Origin of the sequence: Streptomyces sp. NBC_00094, from assembly GCF_026343125.1 — a bacterium.
Classification (GTDB): domain Bacteria; phylum Actinomycetota; class Actinomycetes; order Streptomycetales; family Streptomycetaceae; genus Streptomyces.
Window position 1 is genome coordinate 3,287,984 of the sequence record NZ_JAPEMB010000001.1, and the last position, 15,860, is coordinate 3,303,843.

At 73.1% G+C, this 15,860-nt stretch carries 14 protein-coding genes; 6 read left to right on the forward strand and 8 right to left on the reverse strand.

The features are described 5' to 3' along the window. Nucleotides 1-138 precede the first annotated feature (138 nt). A complete protein-coding gene (locus OG580_RS14140; RefSeq protein ID WP_267044026.1) occupies nt 139-1,143 on the reverse strand; it encodes an AraC family transcriptional regulator in 1,005 nt (334 codons plus the stop codon). 201 nt (nt 1,144-1,344) lie between these two features. Between OG580_RS14140 and OG580_RS14145 the strand changes: the two genes are divergently transcribed. Continuing rightward, the gene (locus OG580_RS14145; RefSeq protein ID WP_267044027.1) at nt 1,345-2,481 is read left to right on the forward strand and encodes an ABC transporter substrate-binding protein; all 1,137 of its coding nucleotides are present in this window, start codon (nt 1,345-1,347) and stop codon (nt 2,479-2,481) included. A gap of 24 nt (nt 2,482-2,505) precedes the next feature. Here OG580_RS14145 and OG580_RS14150 read toward each other — a convergent pair whose 3' ends face one another. Continuing rightward, nucleotides 2,506-3,957, reverse strand: coding sequence for a choice-of-anchor A family protein (locus OG580_RS14150; protein WP_267044028.1), 1,452 nt, complete (start codon nt 3,955-3,957; stop codon nt 2,506-2,508). A gap of 399 nt (nt 3,958-4,356) precedes the next feature. Between OG580_RS14150 and OG580_RS14155 the strand changes: the two genes are divergently transcribed. The 3 genes from OG580_RS14155 (at nt 4,357) to OG580_RS14165 (ending at nt 7,084) form a co-directional block, all read left to right on the forward strand. After that, a complete protein-coding gene (locus OG580_RS14155) occupies nt 4,357-5,442 on the forward strand; it encodes a PP2C family protein-serine/threonine phosphatase (RefSeq protein WP_267044029.1) in 1,086 nt (361 codons plus the stop codon). A 336-nt stretch (nt 5,443-5,778) separates the two neighbouring features. After that, nucleotides 5,779-6,570, forward strand: a complete 792-nt coding sequence (locus OG580_RS14160) for a metalloregulator ArsR/SmtB family transcription factor (protein WP_267048000.1) — start codon at nt 5,779-5,781, stop codon at nt 6,568-6,570. Further along, nucleotides 6,563-7,084: a hypothetical protein gene (locus OG580_RS14165; RefSeq protein ID WP_267044030.1), complete on the forward strand. Its 522-nt coding sequence runs from the start codon at nt 6,563-6,565 to the stop codon at nt 7,082-7,084. The genes OG580_RS14160 and OG580_RS14165 overlap by 8 nt, the downstream gene beginning before the upstream one ends. A gap of 92 nt (nt 7,085-7,176) precedes the next feature. Here OG580_RS14165 and OG580_RS14170 read toward each other — a convergent pair whose 3' ends face one another. The 4 genes from OG580_RS14170 to OG580_RS14185 all read right to left on the reverse strand — a co-directional run bounded on the left by OG580_RS14170 (nt 7,177) and on the right by OG580_RS14185 (nt 12,400). Continuing rightward, entirely contained in the window at nt 7,177-7,566 is a 390-nt protein-coding gene (locus tag OG580_RS14170; RefSeq protein WP_267044031.1) for a hypothetical protein, read from the reverse strand. A gap of 121 nt (nt 7,567-7,687) precedes the next feature. After that, on the reverse strand, nt 7,688-9,268 hold the full coding sequence (locus OG580_RS14175) for a serine/threonine-protein kinase (protein ID WP_267044032.1): 1,581 nt from the start codon (nt 9,266-9,268) through the stop codon (nt 7,688-7,690). After that, nucleotides 9,265-10,005, reverse strand: coding sequence for a hypothetical protein (locus tag OG580_RS14180; protein ID WP_267044033.1), 741 nt, complete (start codon nt 10,003-10,005; stop codon nt 9,265-9,267). The genes OG580_RS14175 and OG580_RS14180 overlap by 4 nt, the downstream gene beginning before the upstream one ends. 73 nt (nt 10,006-10,078) lie before the next feature. Beyond that, nucleotides 10,079-12,400: an N-6 DNA methylase gene (locus OG580_RS14185; RefSeq protein ID WP_267044034.1), complete on the reverse strand. Its 2,322-nt coding sequence runs from the start codon at nt 12,398-12,400 to the stop codon at nt 10,079-10,081. Nucleotides 12,401-12,570: 170 nt separating this feature from the next. Between OG580_RS14185 and OG580_RS14190 the strand changes: the two genes are divergently transcribed. Continuing rightward, complete coding sequence (locus OG580_RS14190) at nt 12,571-13,359, forward strand: DUF4352 domain-containing protein (protein WP_267044035.1); 789 nt, start codon at nt 12,571-12,573, stop codon at nt 13,357-13,359. Between the two features lie 108 nt (nt 13,360-13,467). After that, nucleotides 13,468-14,247 carry a hypothetical protein gene (locus tag OG580_RS14195; protein WP_267044036.1) on the forward strand — a complete coding sequence of 260 codons (780 nt, stop codon included), beginning with the start codon at nt 13,468-13,470 and terminating at the stop codon, nt 14,245-14,247. A 4-nt stretch (nt 14,248-14,251) separates the two neighbouring features. Here OG580_RS14195 and OG580_RS14200 read toward each other — a convergent pair whose 3' ends face one another. Next, nucleotides 14,252-14,998: an N-acetyltransferase gene (locus OG580_RS14200; RefSeq protein WP_267044037.1), complete on the reverse strand. Its 747-nt coding sequence runs from the start codon at nt 14,996-14,998 to the stop codon at nt 14,252-14,254. Nucleotides 14,999-15,058: 60 nt separating this feature from the next. Then, complete coding sequence (locus tag OG580_RS14205; RefSeq protein WP_267044038.1) at nt 15,059-15,760, reverse strand: HNH endonuclease family protein; 702 nt, start codon at nt 15,758-15,760, stop codon at nt 15,059-15,061. Between the last annotated feature and the right edge of the window lie 100 nt (nt 15,761-15,860).

Below are 15,860 nucleotides of genomic sequence, written 5' to 3' on the forward strand. Positions count from 1 at the left end.
ACCCCCGTCCACGGCCGCACCCCCGTCCAGGTCCCAGACCCCTTGCCCGTTCCTCTTCCTCGTCCTCTTCCACGTCCTCATGAAGACTCCCCCGTCGTCGCGCCTGATGGAACGGTTACGAGCCTAGGAAGATCGAGGTCAGCGGGCTGTGCGCTCGGCGCGCCGTTCCTTGACGCTCAGCGCACCCGCGCGGAACTCGGTCGGACTCACCCCGTACGCCTCCCGGAAGGACCGGCTGAACACCGCCGGGCCGCTGAACCCCCACCGCGCCGCGATGGCCTGCACGGGGTGGGTGAGGAACTCGGGCCGTTCGAGGTCGGCCCGGCACCGTTCGAGGCGCCGCCGCCGGATGCGGGCCTGGACGGTCTCCCCTTCCCCCTCGCCCTTGAAGAGCTGGTGGAGGGTGCGTACGGAGAGGTTGTGGTGGGCGGCGATGACGACCGGGGTGAGCTCCGGGTCGCCCAGGTTGTACTCGACGAACGCGTGGATCCGGCGGAGCACGGCCCGCGCCCGCACCTCGGCGGGGAGTTGCTGCTCGGCGTCGAGGTTCTGCGCCAGGCAGGCCGCCGCGAGGTCGACGGCGGTCGAGCCGATCCTCTGCAACTCGTCCGGCGTGCAGTCGCCGCCGTGCCTGACGAGGGACCGCAGGAAGTCGACGAGGACCGCCCCGACGCCGTGCCCGCCGGGCATCCGCCGCGCGAGCAGTCCGTCGAGCCGGTTCGACCGGAGGGGCAGGACGTCACGCGGGAGTTGGAGGATCACGAGCTGTCCCGGATCGCCCTCGGAGACGTACCGGGCGTCGGACGGCCGCGAGGTGTCCCAGAAGACGAGGTCCCCGACCTCCGCCTCACAGCTGTTGCCGTTCTGGACGAGGGTCATGGCCCCCTTGGTGACCAGGCCGAGCTGGTACTGCTCGGGGTCGCCCCGCCGGATGAGCGCGGGTGTCCGCCGCGAACGCAGCGGCGTGTAGGCGACGTTGGACACCTGCAGCTCCCCCAGGTCCAGCAGGGCCGCCTCCGCGGAGAAGGTTCCGGGCAGCTCACTGCTGAGCGCGGTGGGCATCACCTCCCGCGAGATCATGTCCGCGAACCACTCGAACCGCTCTCCCTCGGGGAGTTCCCCCGACGACACCACCGACCACATCGCACGCTTCTCCCGGCTCGCACCACACGACACTGGCCAGAATGCAGCGGCGAGAACGGGAACCCCTCATGGTTTCGCGGACGGCGTGGCGCCTGCCGGCCCGGGCGGACCCGGCCCCCTGATCCGACGGACGGCACAAGGGGGTCCGGCCCCGAAGTGACCGGTTGTGCAGGGGTGATGGCGATGGATTCAATGACCGCCATGAGCAACCCGACGACCACGTCCCCCTCGCCGTCCGGAACAGAGCAGAGAGCAGAGCGGACGGACAGGCCGCCCGTCCTCGTGGGCGCTCTCGTCCCGCTGACGCGGCCCGGTTGGATCGACGCCGGCCGGCATCTGCTCGCGGGGCTCGACCTCGCCGCCCGTGAGGTCGACGAGGCCGGCGGGATCCACGGCAGGCCGCTGGAGTTGGTGGTCCGGGACACCGCGGCCGATCCGGAGCGGGCCGCGGCGGCCGTGGACGAACTGGCAGGACTGGGCGTGGCCGCCGTGGTGGGCGAGTACCACAGCGTCGTCGCCCGGGCCGCCGCCGCCCGGGCCGACGCGCTCGGCCTGCCGTACCTCTGCTCGTCCGCCGTACTCGACGCGCTCACCGAGGAGCCGACGGAGTGGGTCGCGCGCCTGGCCCCGGCCCAGTCCCGGGGCTGGCGGATCTACGCGGACTTCCTCCTCGGCGCGGGCCGGAGCCGGGTCGCCGTGGCGACCCAGCCGAGCGTCTACTGGGCGTCCGGGACCCGCGTCCTCCGCGACCACCTCGCCGCCCGGGGCGGCACCGTCGTCGAACTCGACGCGAACGCGCTGACGCCCGAGGCCCTGTGCGACGCGCTCGTCGACCACGGCGCGACCGCGCTGCTCCTGCTGGTCGGCCATCCGGAACCGGCGGTGCCGATCGTCAGGGCCGTCCGGGGCGACACGCGGCTCTCGGAGCTCCTGATCGGTGCTCCGGCCGGACAGCCGGAGTTCGCCGGATGGGCGGCGGCGCTGGGCGAGGACGGCGCGGGGATCCCGTTCCTGCGCTACCTGCCCGAGCACCTCGGCCCGCTGGGCGAACGCGTCGCGAAGGAGCTCCACGCGCGCCTGGGCGAGTCCCCCTCCTTCGTCGCCTTCGAGGGCTGGGACGCCGTCACGGCCCTCGCGGAGGTCCTGCGCGCCCACGGCACGGACCGGGCGGCCGTCGCCGCGGCCTGGGCGAGCGTGGAGGTCGAGGGCACGCGCGGGCCGATCCGGTTCTCCCGTACGCCGGGCATCCCCGTGCGGCAATGGACCTGGCCGCCGATCCACGTCGCCGACCGGGACCCGGCGGCGCCGGATCGCTTCCGCATCCTCCACGTCGGCTGAGCGGCGCGCCCGACCGCGGGGGGCTCAGTTCCTGAAGCGTCGGACCAGCAGCAGGCCGCTCAGCATGCTCAGGACGGCGAGGGCGGCGGCCGCGTAGGTGCGGGGGCTCGTGCCGCTGTCGGCGAGGTCGCCGTCCGGGCCCGGGTGGCCCGGGGAGGCGCTGGGGGTGGTCGGGGGCTCGGACGAGGATTCCGTCGGGGTCGGGTCCGGGTCCGTCGGACTCGGGGTCGGATCCGTCGGGGTCGGGTCCGTCGGAGTCGGAGTCGGATCCGTCGGAGTCGGAGTCGGATCCGTCGGAGTCGGGTCCGTGGGCGTCGGGTCCGTGGGCGTCGGGTCCGTGGGCGTCGGGGTGGGCGGCGTCGGCTCCTCGCCGCAGCTCAGCTTCGCCGCGAACGGGAAGGAGTGGATCTCGCCCGCGTTCACCGGGGCCCGCAGCTCCCGTTGGACGCCCCTGCGCGGGGACTTCGCCCGGGTGCCGGCGTCCAGGGGCCCCGCCGCGAGGGAGCGGACGATGACGTCGCCCTCGATGTCGGCGGGGTCGAGGTCCGTGAGGTGGGCGCGGGGCGCGTAGATCGTCCCCTCGATCGAGTCGCCGGTGGCGATCGTGATCGCCGTCGCGTCGGCGAAGTTCCACAGGATGTACGGGGCGTCCTGCCCGCTCACCCCGGCGAGGTTGGGGACGTCCCAGGTGTACGCGCCTCCCGTGGCCGTCGTGTCGACGTCGATGACCAGCGGACCCGCCGCCGTCGGGCGATCGAGGAACGTCAGTTCCGCGAGCTGGTTCAACTCGGCGCCCGTCAGGCGCAGGACGTTCGTGCGGGTCGTGTCCGGGGTGATGCGGCCGGGGTCGACGATCTCGACCGTGCTCTCGCAGGTGGCGAGCGCGTCGGCGCGGTCGCGGTGGGTGGAGAAGAGCGACGTGAAGTCCATCAGGCCGGGGGCGGGGGCCACGGAGGACGCGGGCTGCTCGGTGGTGAGTTCGATGCGGGGTGTGGCGTCGTGGCCGGCTCCGGTCGCGGTGACCTGCGTCTTGACCGTGGCCCCGTTGCCGTCCTTCGTCACCACGTCGGACCCCGTCGCGTCGCCGACCTTCACGTACCCGTCGGCGAGGACCTTCAGGACGCCCACCGGGCTGCTGTGCGCGTAGTCGATCCGGCCGCCGACGAGGAGCGCGGTCGGGCGGGCGTCACCGGGGGCGGTGAAGGTCCCGGCGGTGTGCAGGGAGACGTTGTATCCGGCGCCGTAGGCCAGGTCGCCGCCGACGGCGACGGGGCCCTCGGACTCCGTACTGCCCAGAAGGGCGTTCTTCTCGGTGACGACGCCGAAGCCGTTGTTCCCGGCGACGGGGTTCCCCACGGTCACGGCGACGGCCGCCGCGCGGGGCACGACCGCACCCGCCGGGAGGGCCAGCGCGGCCACGGCACAGGCGGCGGCGCAGGCGGTGAGCCCGAGGGGCGGCTTGGTCGGCTTCGTCATACGGAGACGGTCGGGCGGCCCCGCCCCGCGCACCCCGTGACACGCCCGGCCGCCGGTCAGATGCCGTAACGAATCCACACTCCGGGAGCGCTCCGGCCCTTGCCCCGGTTCTTGCCCCGGTTCTTGCCCCGGTTCTCGTCCCGGCTTCCGTCCCGGGACGGCCTGCGGCCCGGGCCTTTCGGCCCTGTCCGTTCAGGACGTACGGCCCTCCCTGAACGGGCGAAGGGAGGGTTCCGGCGGAGGCCGGGCACCCTAGGCTCGGCTACCAGACGGCGGTCGCCGACGCAGGGCGGCCCCGCGTCGCGCCGGACCGGCAGCAAGCGTCAGCAGGGGCCATGTGCCACTGCCTCGGCTGCTCGGGGAGGGTCCGAACCCTCGGCGAAGGATGATCAGATGGAGATGAAGACACCCGCATACCACTTGGCGACGCACCGGTCATGGGCAGTGCCCAGCGCCGCGATGAGCATCGTGGTGGTGGCCGCCACCGCGGCGGGACCCGGGTTCGGTCTGCTGCCGCTCTACGCTGCCGGTCCCGCCCTGGCGGCCGCGCGCGGCACCACGGTCACGGTGCTGAGCATGGCCGCCGTCGCTGCCGGGCTCTGCCTGTTCAGCGCCACGATGGACGGCAACCTCGGACAGACCCGACTGCTGATCGCCCTGGGCGGGAACGCCGTCGTCACCGCGGCCGCCTGTTACGTGAGCCGGGTCCGCTGCCGGGCCGAACAGGACCTCGTCGACGTACGGGAGGTCGCGGAGGTGGTCCAGGACGTCCTCGTCCCGCCGCTGCCGTCGCAGGACGGTCCGATCAGGCTCACCGGTTCGTACCTGTCCGCCACCAAGGCCGCGCGCGTCGGCGGTGACCTGTATCAGGCCGTGCACGTCACCGACGGTGTACGGATCATGGTCGCCGACGTCCAGGGCAAGGGCCTCGACGCGCTGCACACCGCCACCCTCGTCCTGAACGCCTTCCGTGACGCCGCCCGAGGCCCGCACAGCCTGGAGGAGGTACCGGCGCACATCGAGGAGGCGCTGGGCTCCCGTACGGAAGGAGACCGGTTCGTCACCGGCATCATCGCCGAAGTGCACCACGACGGGACGGTCGACCTGTTGAACTGCGGCCACCCCGCCCCCCTCGTGCGGCGAGCGGACGGCACCCTGGAGCTCGCCCACCCCGCCGAGCCCGCACCGCCCCTGGGCCTCACCGGCCTCAGAGAGTTCGGCGACCTCGACGCCGCCGCGCCCGTCGCCACCCACCTCGTCCTGGCCCCCGGGGAACGCATGCTCTTCTACACCGACGGTCTCAGTGAAGCCCGCGACCCGGAGGGCGAGTTCTACCCGGTCCTGGACCGCGCCCAGGGCCCGCTCGGCCATCCCGAGCCCGACCTGGCCCTGGAGCAACTGCGCGCCGACGTCGAGATCCACACCGGCAGTGGCGGCGACGACGACTCCGCCCTGCTGCTCCTCCACCTTGAGGGCGTCGCCTGACCGCGCGCACGTCACGCCGCGCGGGCTCTTCTCTCCTCCAGGCAGCCCGGGCACTCGCCCGGTTCCGGGGCGCGGAAGGCCACCTTGTCGCAGGTCACGCAGGTCTGGATCGGGCCTTGTGGGGCGTCGCGCGGGCGTGCGGGCATGGGCGGCGGCGGCAGGTACTCCTTCAAGCGGAATCCGAGCAGGCCTGCCCGGCCGGTGAGGTTCGCCGGGAGGCAGGCCGTCAGCGTGCGGACGATCCCCTCCGCGACCGCGCCCCGCGTTCCGCGTTCCGCTTGACGATATGCAGGTAACTACCTGCATAATCGAATCATGGCCCTCGAAGCGAGAGCGGTGGACGCGGTCTTCAAGGCGCTGGCCGACCCCACCCGACGACTCCTCCTCGACCGTCTGCGCGCGTACGACGGCCAGACGCTCCGCGAACTGTGCGAGCACCTGGACATGGCGCGCCAGTCGGCCACCCAGCATCTCGACGTCCTCGGCCAGGCCGGACTCGTGACCGTCGTACGACGCGGACGGGAACGGCTCCACTACCTCAACCCCGCGCCGATCCACGAGATCGAGGAGCGCTGGATCTCCGGGTTCGACAAGCCCCGACTGCTCGCCCTCAGCTCCATCAAGCACCAGGCAGAGGAGTACGCCATGACGACCGAACAGGCCACGTCCGTACCGACCTACGTCTACGTCACCTACATCCGCGCGAGCGCCGAACAGGTGTGGCGGGCGCTGACCGACGCCGACCTGACCGCCCGCTACTGGGACCACGCCAACGTCTCGGACTGGAAGCCCGGTTCGGACTGGGAGCACCGGCGGATCGACGGCTCGGGCACCGTCGACGTCGTCGGCCGCGTGGTCGCGGCGGAGCCGCCGAACCGTCTCGTCATCACCTTCGACGACTCGGAGGGCGAGGAGAAGCCCGGCGGGCCGTCGGTCGTGACCTTCCTCGTCGAGCCGCACGAGGAGATCATCCGGCTCACCGTGACCCACGAGAACCTCCCCAACCGGGAGATGCTGCAGGGGATCTCGACCGGCTGGCCGGCCGTGCTGTCCAACCTCAAGTCGCTGCTCGAAACCGGCGAGGTCCTGTCGCCGGCGCCGTGGGAGATGTTCTCCTCCCATGCCTGAGACCGGGACCGAGATCGAGGCCAGGACCATGACCGAAGCCGAGGCTCTGCGGAGCGCCTATCGCGATCTGCTCGACGCCGCCGACACCGTGGCCGCCGCCGGGTCCGCGCTCTCCGGACCGCCGGACGGCGAGTGGGGCGCCGAGCGGATCCTGGCGCACGTCTCCCTCGTCACCGCCACGACCCTCGCCGCCGTCTCCGCCGTCGCCTCGGGCGTGGGGGCGACGTACGACAACCGCGTCGCGCACGACCCCTGGACCCTCGACCACGTGGTCGAGCTCGCCGGGGGCGCGGCGGGGCTCCGGGAGCGCATCCGGGTCCACGGCGAGGCCCTGTGCGTGCTCGGCGTGGGGCCCGCGCTGAGCGAGGCCGAGCTCGGGACCCCCGTACCGACCCTGCTGGTGTCCCACGACACGCTCATGGTGGACGGGCCGGTGCCGCTGCGGGACCTCGTCGCGGGGCTCGCGGCGGCCGAGCTCCCCGGACACACGAAGCAGTTGCTGTCCCTCGTGTGACACGGGACGCGGGGCGGGCGGGCAGGCGGAACGCAAGAAGGGCCGGAACCTCCGTGGGGTTCCGGCCCTTCTCGGTGTGCGCGTCGGCGCGGTTACTTCGCGGCGACCGGCTCCAGGCAGAGCACGAACTTGTCCGACTCGAGCTGCTGCGCGAGCGCCGCGAACTCCTCGCCGCACTTGTCCAGGTCGAAGGTGTTGTCGATGACCTTGGCGACCTTGAACGTGTCGGCCTTGCCGGCCGCGCAGTCGACGGTGTCGACCTTCGGGTCGTTCTCCGGGCCGGTCACGGTGACGCACTCGCCGGCCTTCGCGTGCACCGGGGCCTCGCCCGTGAGGTACGGGACGCCGAGCTTCCACGCGAGGACGGCCACGATCGCGACGAGGACGGCGCCGACCTTCTTCAGGATCTTCTTCCCCTTCGAGGGCGCCTCGGGGGCGACGGGCTGCTGCTCGGGGGTGAGGGGCGCGGAGGGCGTCGTCATGAGGGTTCCTTGGGAGGCGCGGACACGATCAGACGCGAACGTTACATGCACCAAAACCGGCAAAAAGGATCAGGAAGATCCACTTCCCGATCAGATGCCGAGTCGTGACCCTGCCGATCCGTCAGGAAGGGCGCCCCAGCTGCCGCTGGTGCTCCAGCGCCCTTCTCAACTCCACCGGAAGCGGGTGATACGGGCCGTAGGCACGCTCCGCGTCGAACAACAGCCGCTGGAGCTCCGCCTGTCCGGCCGCGTGCTCCCCCGTCGCCAGGTGCAGCAGCCCGATCCGGTGCCGGATGTCGAAGGCGCGGGCCGGGTCCGCCCCCTGCTCGTAGTACGGCAGGACCGACCTGAACTCCGCGAGCGCGGCCGCCGTCTCGCCGAGTTGCTCCCGGCACACCGCCGCGTCGTACCGGAACTGCAGGGTCCCCGGATCCGCCGGGCCCGCCTCCGCCTCACGGTCCTCCGCGAGGCGGCGCAGCTCCGGCAGCGCGCGACGGTACTGGCCGTCGTCCATCAGCGTCGACGCGTACTGCTTGCGCAGGATGCGGACGACCGGCGACCGCTCCCCGTGCTCGGCCGCGGCGGCGGGCAGGATGCCGCCGAGGATGTCCACCGCCTGCGTCAGGGAACCCTCCGCGAGCAGCCGCTTGACCTCGTCGACGGCGGCGGCGACATCGGGCCGGGGCGCGTGCGCGGGTACGGGTGGGGGCGTGGGCGTCCCGTACATCCGGGGGTCCGCGGGCGGGGACGCCGGCTGCGCGGCCGCCGGGGCCGGGGCGGCGGTCGCCGTGCTCCGGTCCGGCCAGGGCGCGTGCGGGCGCAGGAACGGCCGGGTCGGGTCCATCGGCCCCGCCGGGGCGCCGCGCGCGGGCAGCAGCGGCAGCAGGTGCTCGTACACCTCCTGCGCGCCGGACGGCCGGTCGCGCGGGTCCTTGGCGAGCAGCCGCAGCACGAGCGCTTCGAGCGGCTCGGGGATCTCCGGCCTCAGCTGCCGGATCGGCTTCGGCGGCTCGTACAGGTGCCGGTGCAGCACCCCGAGCGCGGTCGAACCGGAGAAGGGCACGTCACCGCTGAGGAGTTCGTGGAGCAGGGCCCCGAGCGCGTACAGGTCGGTGTACGGGCCGACGGCGCCGCCCATGGCCTGCTCCGGCGCCATGTACGCCGGGCTGCCGATGGGCGAACCGGTGTGCGTGAGGCGGGTGGTGTCCGTGTCGAGGACGGAGGCGACGCCGAGGTCGAGGACGGTGACCGTGCCGTCGGGGCGGATCATCACGTTCCGCGGCTTGAGGTCGCGGTGCACGATCGGCACCGCGTGGACGGCGGCGAGGACCGCGCACAGCTGCGCGGCGACGCAGACGGCCCACTCCCAGGGGTACGGGTCGTTCTCGGCCAGATGGTCGGCGAGGTCGGCGCCGTCCACGTACTGCATGACGAGGTACAGCTCGTCGCCGTCGCTGCCCGCGTCGTGCACGGTCACCAGGCCCGGGTGGTCGACCTGCGCCGTCACCCGGCACTCGCGCACGAACCGGCGCCGCAGCTCGTCGGCGGCGGTCGCGGGCCCGGCGATTCCGGCGGGCCGGAGGAGCTTCACCGCGACCCGGCGGTCGAGCCGCCCGTCGTACGCCGTCCAGACCTGGCCCATGCCGCCCTGCCCGATGACGGTGGCGAGCTCGTAACGCCCGCCGATGACACGTCCGTTCACCTGCGGTCTTCGCCTTCCCGTCCGTCCTTGCGCAGCAGGTCGCTCAGCTCGTCGAGCTCGGCGCGGACCTGGTCGATGCGGGGTGCGGTGGGCGGCTGATGGGCCGGGTGGGTCGGGTGGGTCGGGTGGGTCGGTTGAGCCGGGGGCGTCGGCTGAGCCGGGTGGATCGGCTGGGCCGGGGGCATCGGCTGCGGAGGGGCGCAGATGTACGGGGCGGGGGCCCCGCTCGGGGTCGTCGTGACGGCGCTCCCGTCCGGCCCGTACACGTATCCGAGCGGCCGGTACGGAGGCGGCACGGGCATCGGCATCGCGCGACGGCGGTCGTGGTGCCGGATCTCCCCGACCAGGTAGTAGGCGACCGAACCGGCACCCAGGACCAGGATCGTGCCGACCCCGAGGAAGGCCTCCAGGTCGCTGGGCTCCTCATCGGGGCTGGTGCCGATGTACACGAACAGGGCGGTGGCCGCGACGAAGGTCAGACCGAAGACCACCCAGTCCCGCACCGTGCGCGTGAGGACCGCCAGACGCAGCAGCGGCGCCCAGGCCAGGAAGCCGCAGCTGAGCAGCGCGAGCGCGACGAAGAGGACGCGCAGCGCGATCAGACCGCCGGAGGCGGGTCCTGACGGAGACTGCGGGACCTGCGGCGACTGCGGGGCCTGCGGGGGGCCGTACATCTCGGCTGCTCCTGTGCTCCTGCTCGAACGGATCGGGTAGGAGACGAGCGTATACACCGTCACGGACAACGGTTCCTGGTTGTACGGAACCGTTGTCGAACGGGACGGGGATTCCCCGGGCGCCCTCAGCCGGCCCTCAGGGCGCGACCGTGCCGTCCGCCAGGCCGTCGTACAGGCCCTGGACGAGCTGTTCGCCGAGCCGGGAGGCCAGCCGCAGCGTCTCCTCGAACTCCGCGAGAGCGCGGAACCGCTCGCCGAACCTGCGCTGTTCGGACAGGGGCAGGCGCGGGAGCTGGAGCCGCCGCACGTCGAGCCGGGTCGCGGTGGAGGCGTAACTGCTGGCCTGCCGGGTGTTGGCGGTGGCCCGGAGGAATCCGGCCAGGAACCAGGGGTCGAGGGCCGCCGGGTCCGGGCGCAGCAGCTGGAGGTTGCGGCCGAGGGCGGCGCCCGCCGCCGCGGCGTCGACGACCCGGACGGCCGCGCCGCCCACGACCGGGACCACGACGTCACCGGCGGCGAGGAGCACCGGCTCCTCCGGCGGCCCGTCGGGCAGTGTGCCGGAGGGCTGCTGGGCGGCGAGGACGTCGTGGTCGGTGAGGACCGCGACCGGGGCGCCGGAGGGAGCCGTGCCGACGCCGCCCGCGTGCAGGGCCAGGGCCCCGGCGCGCGCGAGCTCGCCGACCGTGGTCGTGCCCGCGGTGGCCGTGAGCCGGCCGCCGCCCTGGGCACCGGCCGTCGTGGCCGGGTCGGTCACGGGCGGCGGCGTCAGCTCGCGGGTCCGGTGCAGGGTCTCGGCCAGCCGCTCGCGGACCAGGGCCAGTTGGGTCGCGCCCTCGGCGGCGGCCGGAGGCGGGAGGTGACGGGCGGGGGCGAGGTCGACGTCGTCGTCGAGGAGCTCGATGACGGGGACGGCACGGCTCTCCCCGGGGGTCGCGGCGACGGTCCCGTCCCGGTCGAAGGCCGTCCAGGCGTCGAGGACGGCGGCGTGGACGGCCGGCCAGTCGAGCCGGTCCCGGCTGTCCCTGCCGTGGCCGCTGTGGCCGCCGTGGCCGTCCCTGCCCTGGCCCGTGTGCTCGGACGCGGTGTCGACGAGGAGCAGTTCGGCGGCGGGGCGCTCGGCGGGGACCGGCTTGCGCAGGACCCAGAGGTGGAGCGGGATGCCGTACGGGGGCGCGGCGCCGGCCGGGAGGGCGACGACCGCGCGCAGGGCGCCCCTGCGGAGCAGGTCGGCGCGGACGCGGCGGCCGGAGCGGCGGGAGGCGGCGGCGGGCGGCATGAGGAGGACGGCGGTGCCGCCGGGACGGAGGCGGGCCAGGGCGTGCTGCACCCAGGCGAGTTCGGACTCCGTACGGGCCGGGAAGCCGTACTCCCAGCGCGGGTCGTAGGCCAGCTCGTCGTGGCCCCAGTTGCGCTCGTTGAACGGCGGGTGGCAGAGGACGGCGTCGGCGGCGAGCGACGGGAAGGCGTCGGCGCGCAGGCTGTCGCCGGTACGGACGCGAATGTCGGCGTCGGAGGCGAGGGCCAGGCGCAGGGCCGTGAGCGCGGCGAGGTCGTGGTCGGCGTCCTGGCCGCAGACCGCACCGGGCCGGTCGACGGCACAGAGGAGGCCGCCGGTGCCGGAGGCGGGGTCGAGGACGGTGAGCGGGGCGGCGGGGAGGGCGGTCGTGCCGGTGGCGGTCGCGGCGGATCCGGCGGTCGCGGTGCCGGTGGCGGTCGCGGCGGATCCGGCGGTCGCGGTGCCGGTGGCGGTCGCGGCGGATCCGGCGGTCCTGGCAGTCGCAGCGGCACCGGCGGTCGCGGCGGCACCCGTCGGCATGGCGCCGGTCGACGCCCGGCCGGTCGCGAGGGCGGCCATCAGGGAGGCGGCGGCGGGAGGGGTGAGTGTGTACTGCCGGGGGTTGGCGTCGAGGTGACGGCCGAGCAGGAACTCGAAGGCCGGACGGACCCCGCCCGCCTCGGCCGCGAGCTCGGCGACCCCGCGCAGGAGCGCGAGGGAGGCACCCAGCGCGGAGGCGGTGGGGGTGAGGACGGGCCGCTCGGGGCCGAGGCGCTCGGTGAGCGTCTCCTCCAGGGCGACGGGCAGCACCTCCGTGAGCCGCTCGTCGGGGAGCGCGGCGAGCGACGGCCAGGCCGCCGACCTGTCCCGTACGAGAAGGAGGACGCAGCCCGCGTGCACGAGGGCGGTGACCGCGCCCGCGGGGTGGCCCGCGATCTGCTGCCAGACGCGCTCGCGAAGCGGGACCTCGGCCAGTTTGCCCTGGTCACGGAGCCACTGCTCGACCTCGGCGAGCGAGAAGGACGGGCTGGTCTCCGTACCGCCCACGGGCTTGGGGAAATCGGGGTGCCGGCGGCGCCAGTTGCTGACGGCGGCCCGGCCGACCCCGGCGAGCCGGGCGATCCCGGCGGCGGTCACCTCTGTTGCGCCCGCCTCTGCTGCGCTCTCCGGCACCTGACTCATCTCCCCTGATTCATCCTCGTGTGACATCGATCTTACTGATGAACGGGCGCGGAACCACTTCACAGCGTGTGCTGACCCCTTTTTCGTGAACCGTGTTGACTCGGTTCACAGCTTCTGTTGTTATTACCTCATCGCTTCAGACAGCTTCTCTGTCCAGGAGGACACACCCCATGTCGTATGACACCCAGGTTCCGCCCGCCGCCCCCCAGCAGGTCATGCGCAACGGACTCGGCACCGCGGCCCTGATCCTCGGCATCATCGGTACGATCTCCGGCCTCATCCCGCTGCTCTTCTGGCTGGCCGGCACCCTCGGCCTCATCGCCCTGATCCTGGGTCTCGTCGGCAAGGGCCGCGTGAAGCGCGGCGAGGCGAACAACAAGGGCGTCACGCTCACCGGCGCGATCCTCGGCCTCGTCTCCCTGATCCTCGCGACGGTCGGCCTGATCATCACGGTCACGGCGGTCAGCGACGCGGTGGAGGAGATCGACAAGGCCGTCCAGAGCGCGGCCCCGAAGGCCCCGAAGACGACCGAGGCCCCGGCGGCCGACGCCACCAAGGACAACAAGGGCAAGGGCCTGGCGGACGGCGACAGTTCGGTCTACGACGACGACCTGAGCGTCACGGTCTCGGACCCGAAGCCGTACGCCGCGGGCGAGTACTCGGGCCACGACAAGGGCAACAAGGCCTACCAGGTCACCGTCGTCATCGAGAACGGCGGCAAGGAGAAGTTCGAGGCCGCCGGCGTCATGCTGAACGCGACGGCCGGAGCGAACGGCGTCAAGGCCGAGCAGCTCTTCGACGACAAGGTCGCCATGGGCTTCGAGGGCACGATCATGCCCGGCAAGAAGGCCACCATCACGGTCGCCTTCGACGCCCCCAAGGACGCCAAGACGCTGACCGTCGAGGTCAACCCCGGCTTCACCTACGACGCCTCGCAGTGGGAGCTGAAGCTCGGCTGACACAGAACGGCCGACCGCCCCAGGCGGTCACCACCCGGACCGGGGGCCCCGCGGGGCCCCCTTCCCCCGTACGGCTCCCCCGCACATCCCCTCGGAGACACCGCCACCATGCACGCCTCGCCCCTCCGCCCGCTCGCCGCCACCCTCCTCTGCGCGGCCGTCGCGCTCTCCGCCGTCGCCTGCGGCCCGTCCGCGGACGGCCCGGCGTCCGCGAAGCCCGACGCCACGCGCACGGCCACGCCCACGGGGCCCTTCGGAGGGGCGACCGGCTCGCAGATCCTCGACCAGGCGATCGGGGCGACGAAGGCGGCGAAGTCCCTGACGCTGAGCGTCGACGTCACGTCCGACGGGGAGCCGCTGAAGGCCTACCTCTCCGTCGACACCCGGGAGAAGTGCGCCGGCACACTGACCATCGGCACGACGGGCACGGCCGAGCTGATCAAGGTCGACGCCAAGACCGCGTACCTGCGCTTCGACGAGTCGCTCCTGCGCGCGCAGGGAGAGGGCGAGAGCCCGGAGGTCCAGGAGGCCATACTCCAGCAGCTCAGGGGCCGCTGGACGAAGACGTCCCCGACCGACCCCGACACCGGGGACATGCTGGCGCTCTGCGACCTGAAGGGGCTCCTCGCCGAGTTCGAGCAGGGCGGGAGCGGCATCACGAAGGGCGGCGAGACCACCGTCGGCGGGCAGAAGGCGCTGAAGCTGACGGAGGCGGGCGACGTCGACGGCGAGACGACCACCGTCTACGTCGCCACGGAGGGCAAGCCGCATCTCCTGAAGATCGTCACGACGGGCGGCGACGAGCCGGGGACGATCGCGTTCTCGCGGTACGACAGGCCGGTCGAGGCGAAGGCCCCGCCGGCCAAGAGCATCTTCGTCACCGAATGAGCCGTCAGAGGCTGTGGCGTACCCACACGTTGGGCTCGACGTACACCGCGTAGCCGCGCGAGACCTCGCAGTGGACCGGGACGAGGGCCCGCTCGACCTCGACCGGACCGTCCGTGTCGAACGGCAGGCCGGTCCACTTGCGCCACTGCTCGACGGAGCCGGAGACCGTCATCGACGCCGGGGCCACCGCCTCGACGACACCGCCCGCGCGGACGTGGACGCGCAGCCACGGGTCGACCGGCAGGCCGTCGGACTCGCGGGTACGGAAGGCGTACTCGTGGATGGAGGACTCGGCCTCCAGGTGCTTGCCGTTGGGGCGGACCGGGGCGACGAGCTCCGTGAAGCCGAGCCGCCGCGCGTTGTCCCGCATGGCCGCGAGCATCCGGTGCGAGACGCCGTTGCCCAGCGCGCTCGTGTCGACCGTGATCTCGATCGCGCTGACGGTGTCCGCCTCACGGCCGGCCCGCAGGTCCGAGAAGGCCCAGAGCAGCACCTCGTCCCAGCCCCGGGGCGGGAGCGCGCGACGGCCCTCGACGTCCATCCGGAAGGGGACGCTGAAGCCCCGGGCGACGACCTTGCCCTCGGCGTCGGTGGCGACGAGGACGTACTCCGGGAGCTCGCGCACGATCCGGCCGATGTTCGCCCAGCCGACCGGGTCGTACATCATGAACTCGGGCCAGAGGTCGAGCATCCCCCACATCGGCCCTTCCAGCTCGGGGCGTTCGGCGAGGGTCGATATGTTCAGATCCATGCGGGCAGGATAAAGATCATTTCCCCGGAGCCCAAGCGAATTTACGGGCGGGTCGGCGCCCTACGGAAGTTTCTGCTGCGGGCAGCCACGGAGCACCCGCTTCATCGCGTCCCGCTCTCCGCTGGTCACCCACACCCCGTACTTCTTCTTCACCGCGACCTGCCGGGCCACGTAGGTGCAGCGGTACGCCTTGTTCGGCGGGAGCCAGGTGGCGGCGTCGCCGTCGGACTTGCGGCGGTTGGTGGACGCGTCGACGGCGAGGAGGTTGAGCGGGTCGTTGGCGAAGCGGCGCCGGGTGTCCGCGTCCCACTTCCCCGCACCCTTCTGCCAGGCGTCGGAGAGCGCCACGACGTGGTCGATGTCGACCTCGCTGCGGCCCCGGACGTAGTCGACGGTGGTCCCGGTGTACGGGTCGTCGGTCAGGGTGCCGGAGGCGACCTTGCAGTGACCGTCCTTGAACCGGACGCCGGTCAGGTCTCGCTTGAGTATGTCGTCGCGGGTTCCGCAGCCGTTGCCGTCGACGTCCAGCCAGCCGTGGCCGAACTTCTCCCGCTCGTAACCGGTCTTCGGGGCGCGGCCCTTGACGGTGAGGGTGTCCACGGCGGCGAGCGCGGACCCGCGCGGGGCGGGCTTCCCGCCCGTGCCGCCGTCCGACGCCGGGGTGTCGGCGCCGGGCGTGCAGGCGGTGGTGACGAGCGCGGCGGCGAGCGCCGTGGCGGCCAGGGGCTTGCGAAATATGCGGAACGTCCGTTGTGTGAACACCCCCGCATCCTAGGGGGCGTCTTGTCGATCAGGCCGGATCAGGGAGCGGGGTCTGGTGCCGTGGATCGCAAGGCGGAGGAGGGAGTCATGGCGGAGTCAT

Excerpts from the sequence above, each read along its gene's own strand:
- OG580_RS14165 (WP_267044030.1), top strand. The coding sequence starts at position 6,563 with ATGCCTGAGACCGGGACCGAGATCGAGGCCAGGACCATGACCGAAGCC.
- OG580_RS14185 (WP_267044034.1), bottom strand. The coding sequence starts at position 12,400 with ATGAGTCAGGTGCCGGAGAGCGCAGCAGAGGCGGGCGCAACAGAGGTG.
- OG580_RS14150 (WP_267044028.1), bottom strand. The coding sequence starts at position 3,957 with ATGACGAAGCCGACCAAGCCGCCCCTCGGGCTCACCGCCTGCGCCGCC.
- OG580_RS14145 (WP_267044027.1), top strand. The coding sequence starts at position 1,345 with ATGAGCAACCCGACGACCACGTCCCCCTCGCCGTCCGGAACAGAGCAG.
- OG580_RS14195 (WP_267044036.1), top strand. The coding sequence starts at position 13,468 with ATGCACGCCTCGCCCCTCCGCCCGCTCGCCGCCACCCTCCTCTGCGCG.
- OG580_RS14170 (WP_267044031.1), bottom strand. The coding sequence starts at position 7,566 with ATGACGACGCCCTCCGCGCCCCTCACCCCCGAGCAGCAGCCCGTCGCC.
- OG580_RS14190 (WP_267044035.1), top strand. The coding sequence starts at position 12,571 with ATGTCGTATGACACCCAGGTTCCGCCCGCCGCCCCCCAGCAGGTCATG.
- OG580_RS14140 (WP_267044026.1), bottom strand. The coding sequence starts at position 1,143 with ATGTGGTCGGTGGTGTCGTCGGGGGAACTCCCCGAGGGAGAGCGGTTC.
- OG580_RS14155 (WP_267044029.1), top strand. The coding sequence starts at position 4,357 with ATGAAGACACCCGCATACCACTTGGCGACGCACCGGTCATGGGCAGTG.
- OG580_RS14200 (WP_267044037.1), bottom strand. The coding sequence starts at position 14,998 with ATGGATCTGAACATATCGACCCTCGCCGAACGCCCCGAGCTGGAAGGG.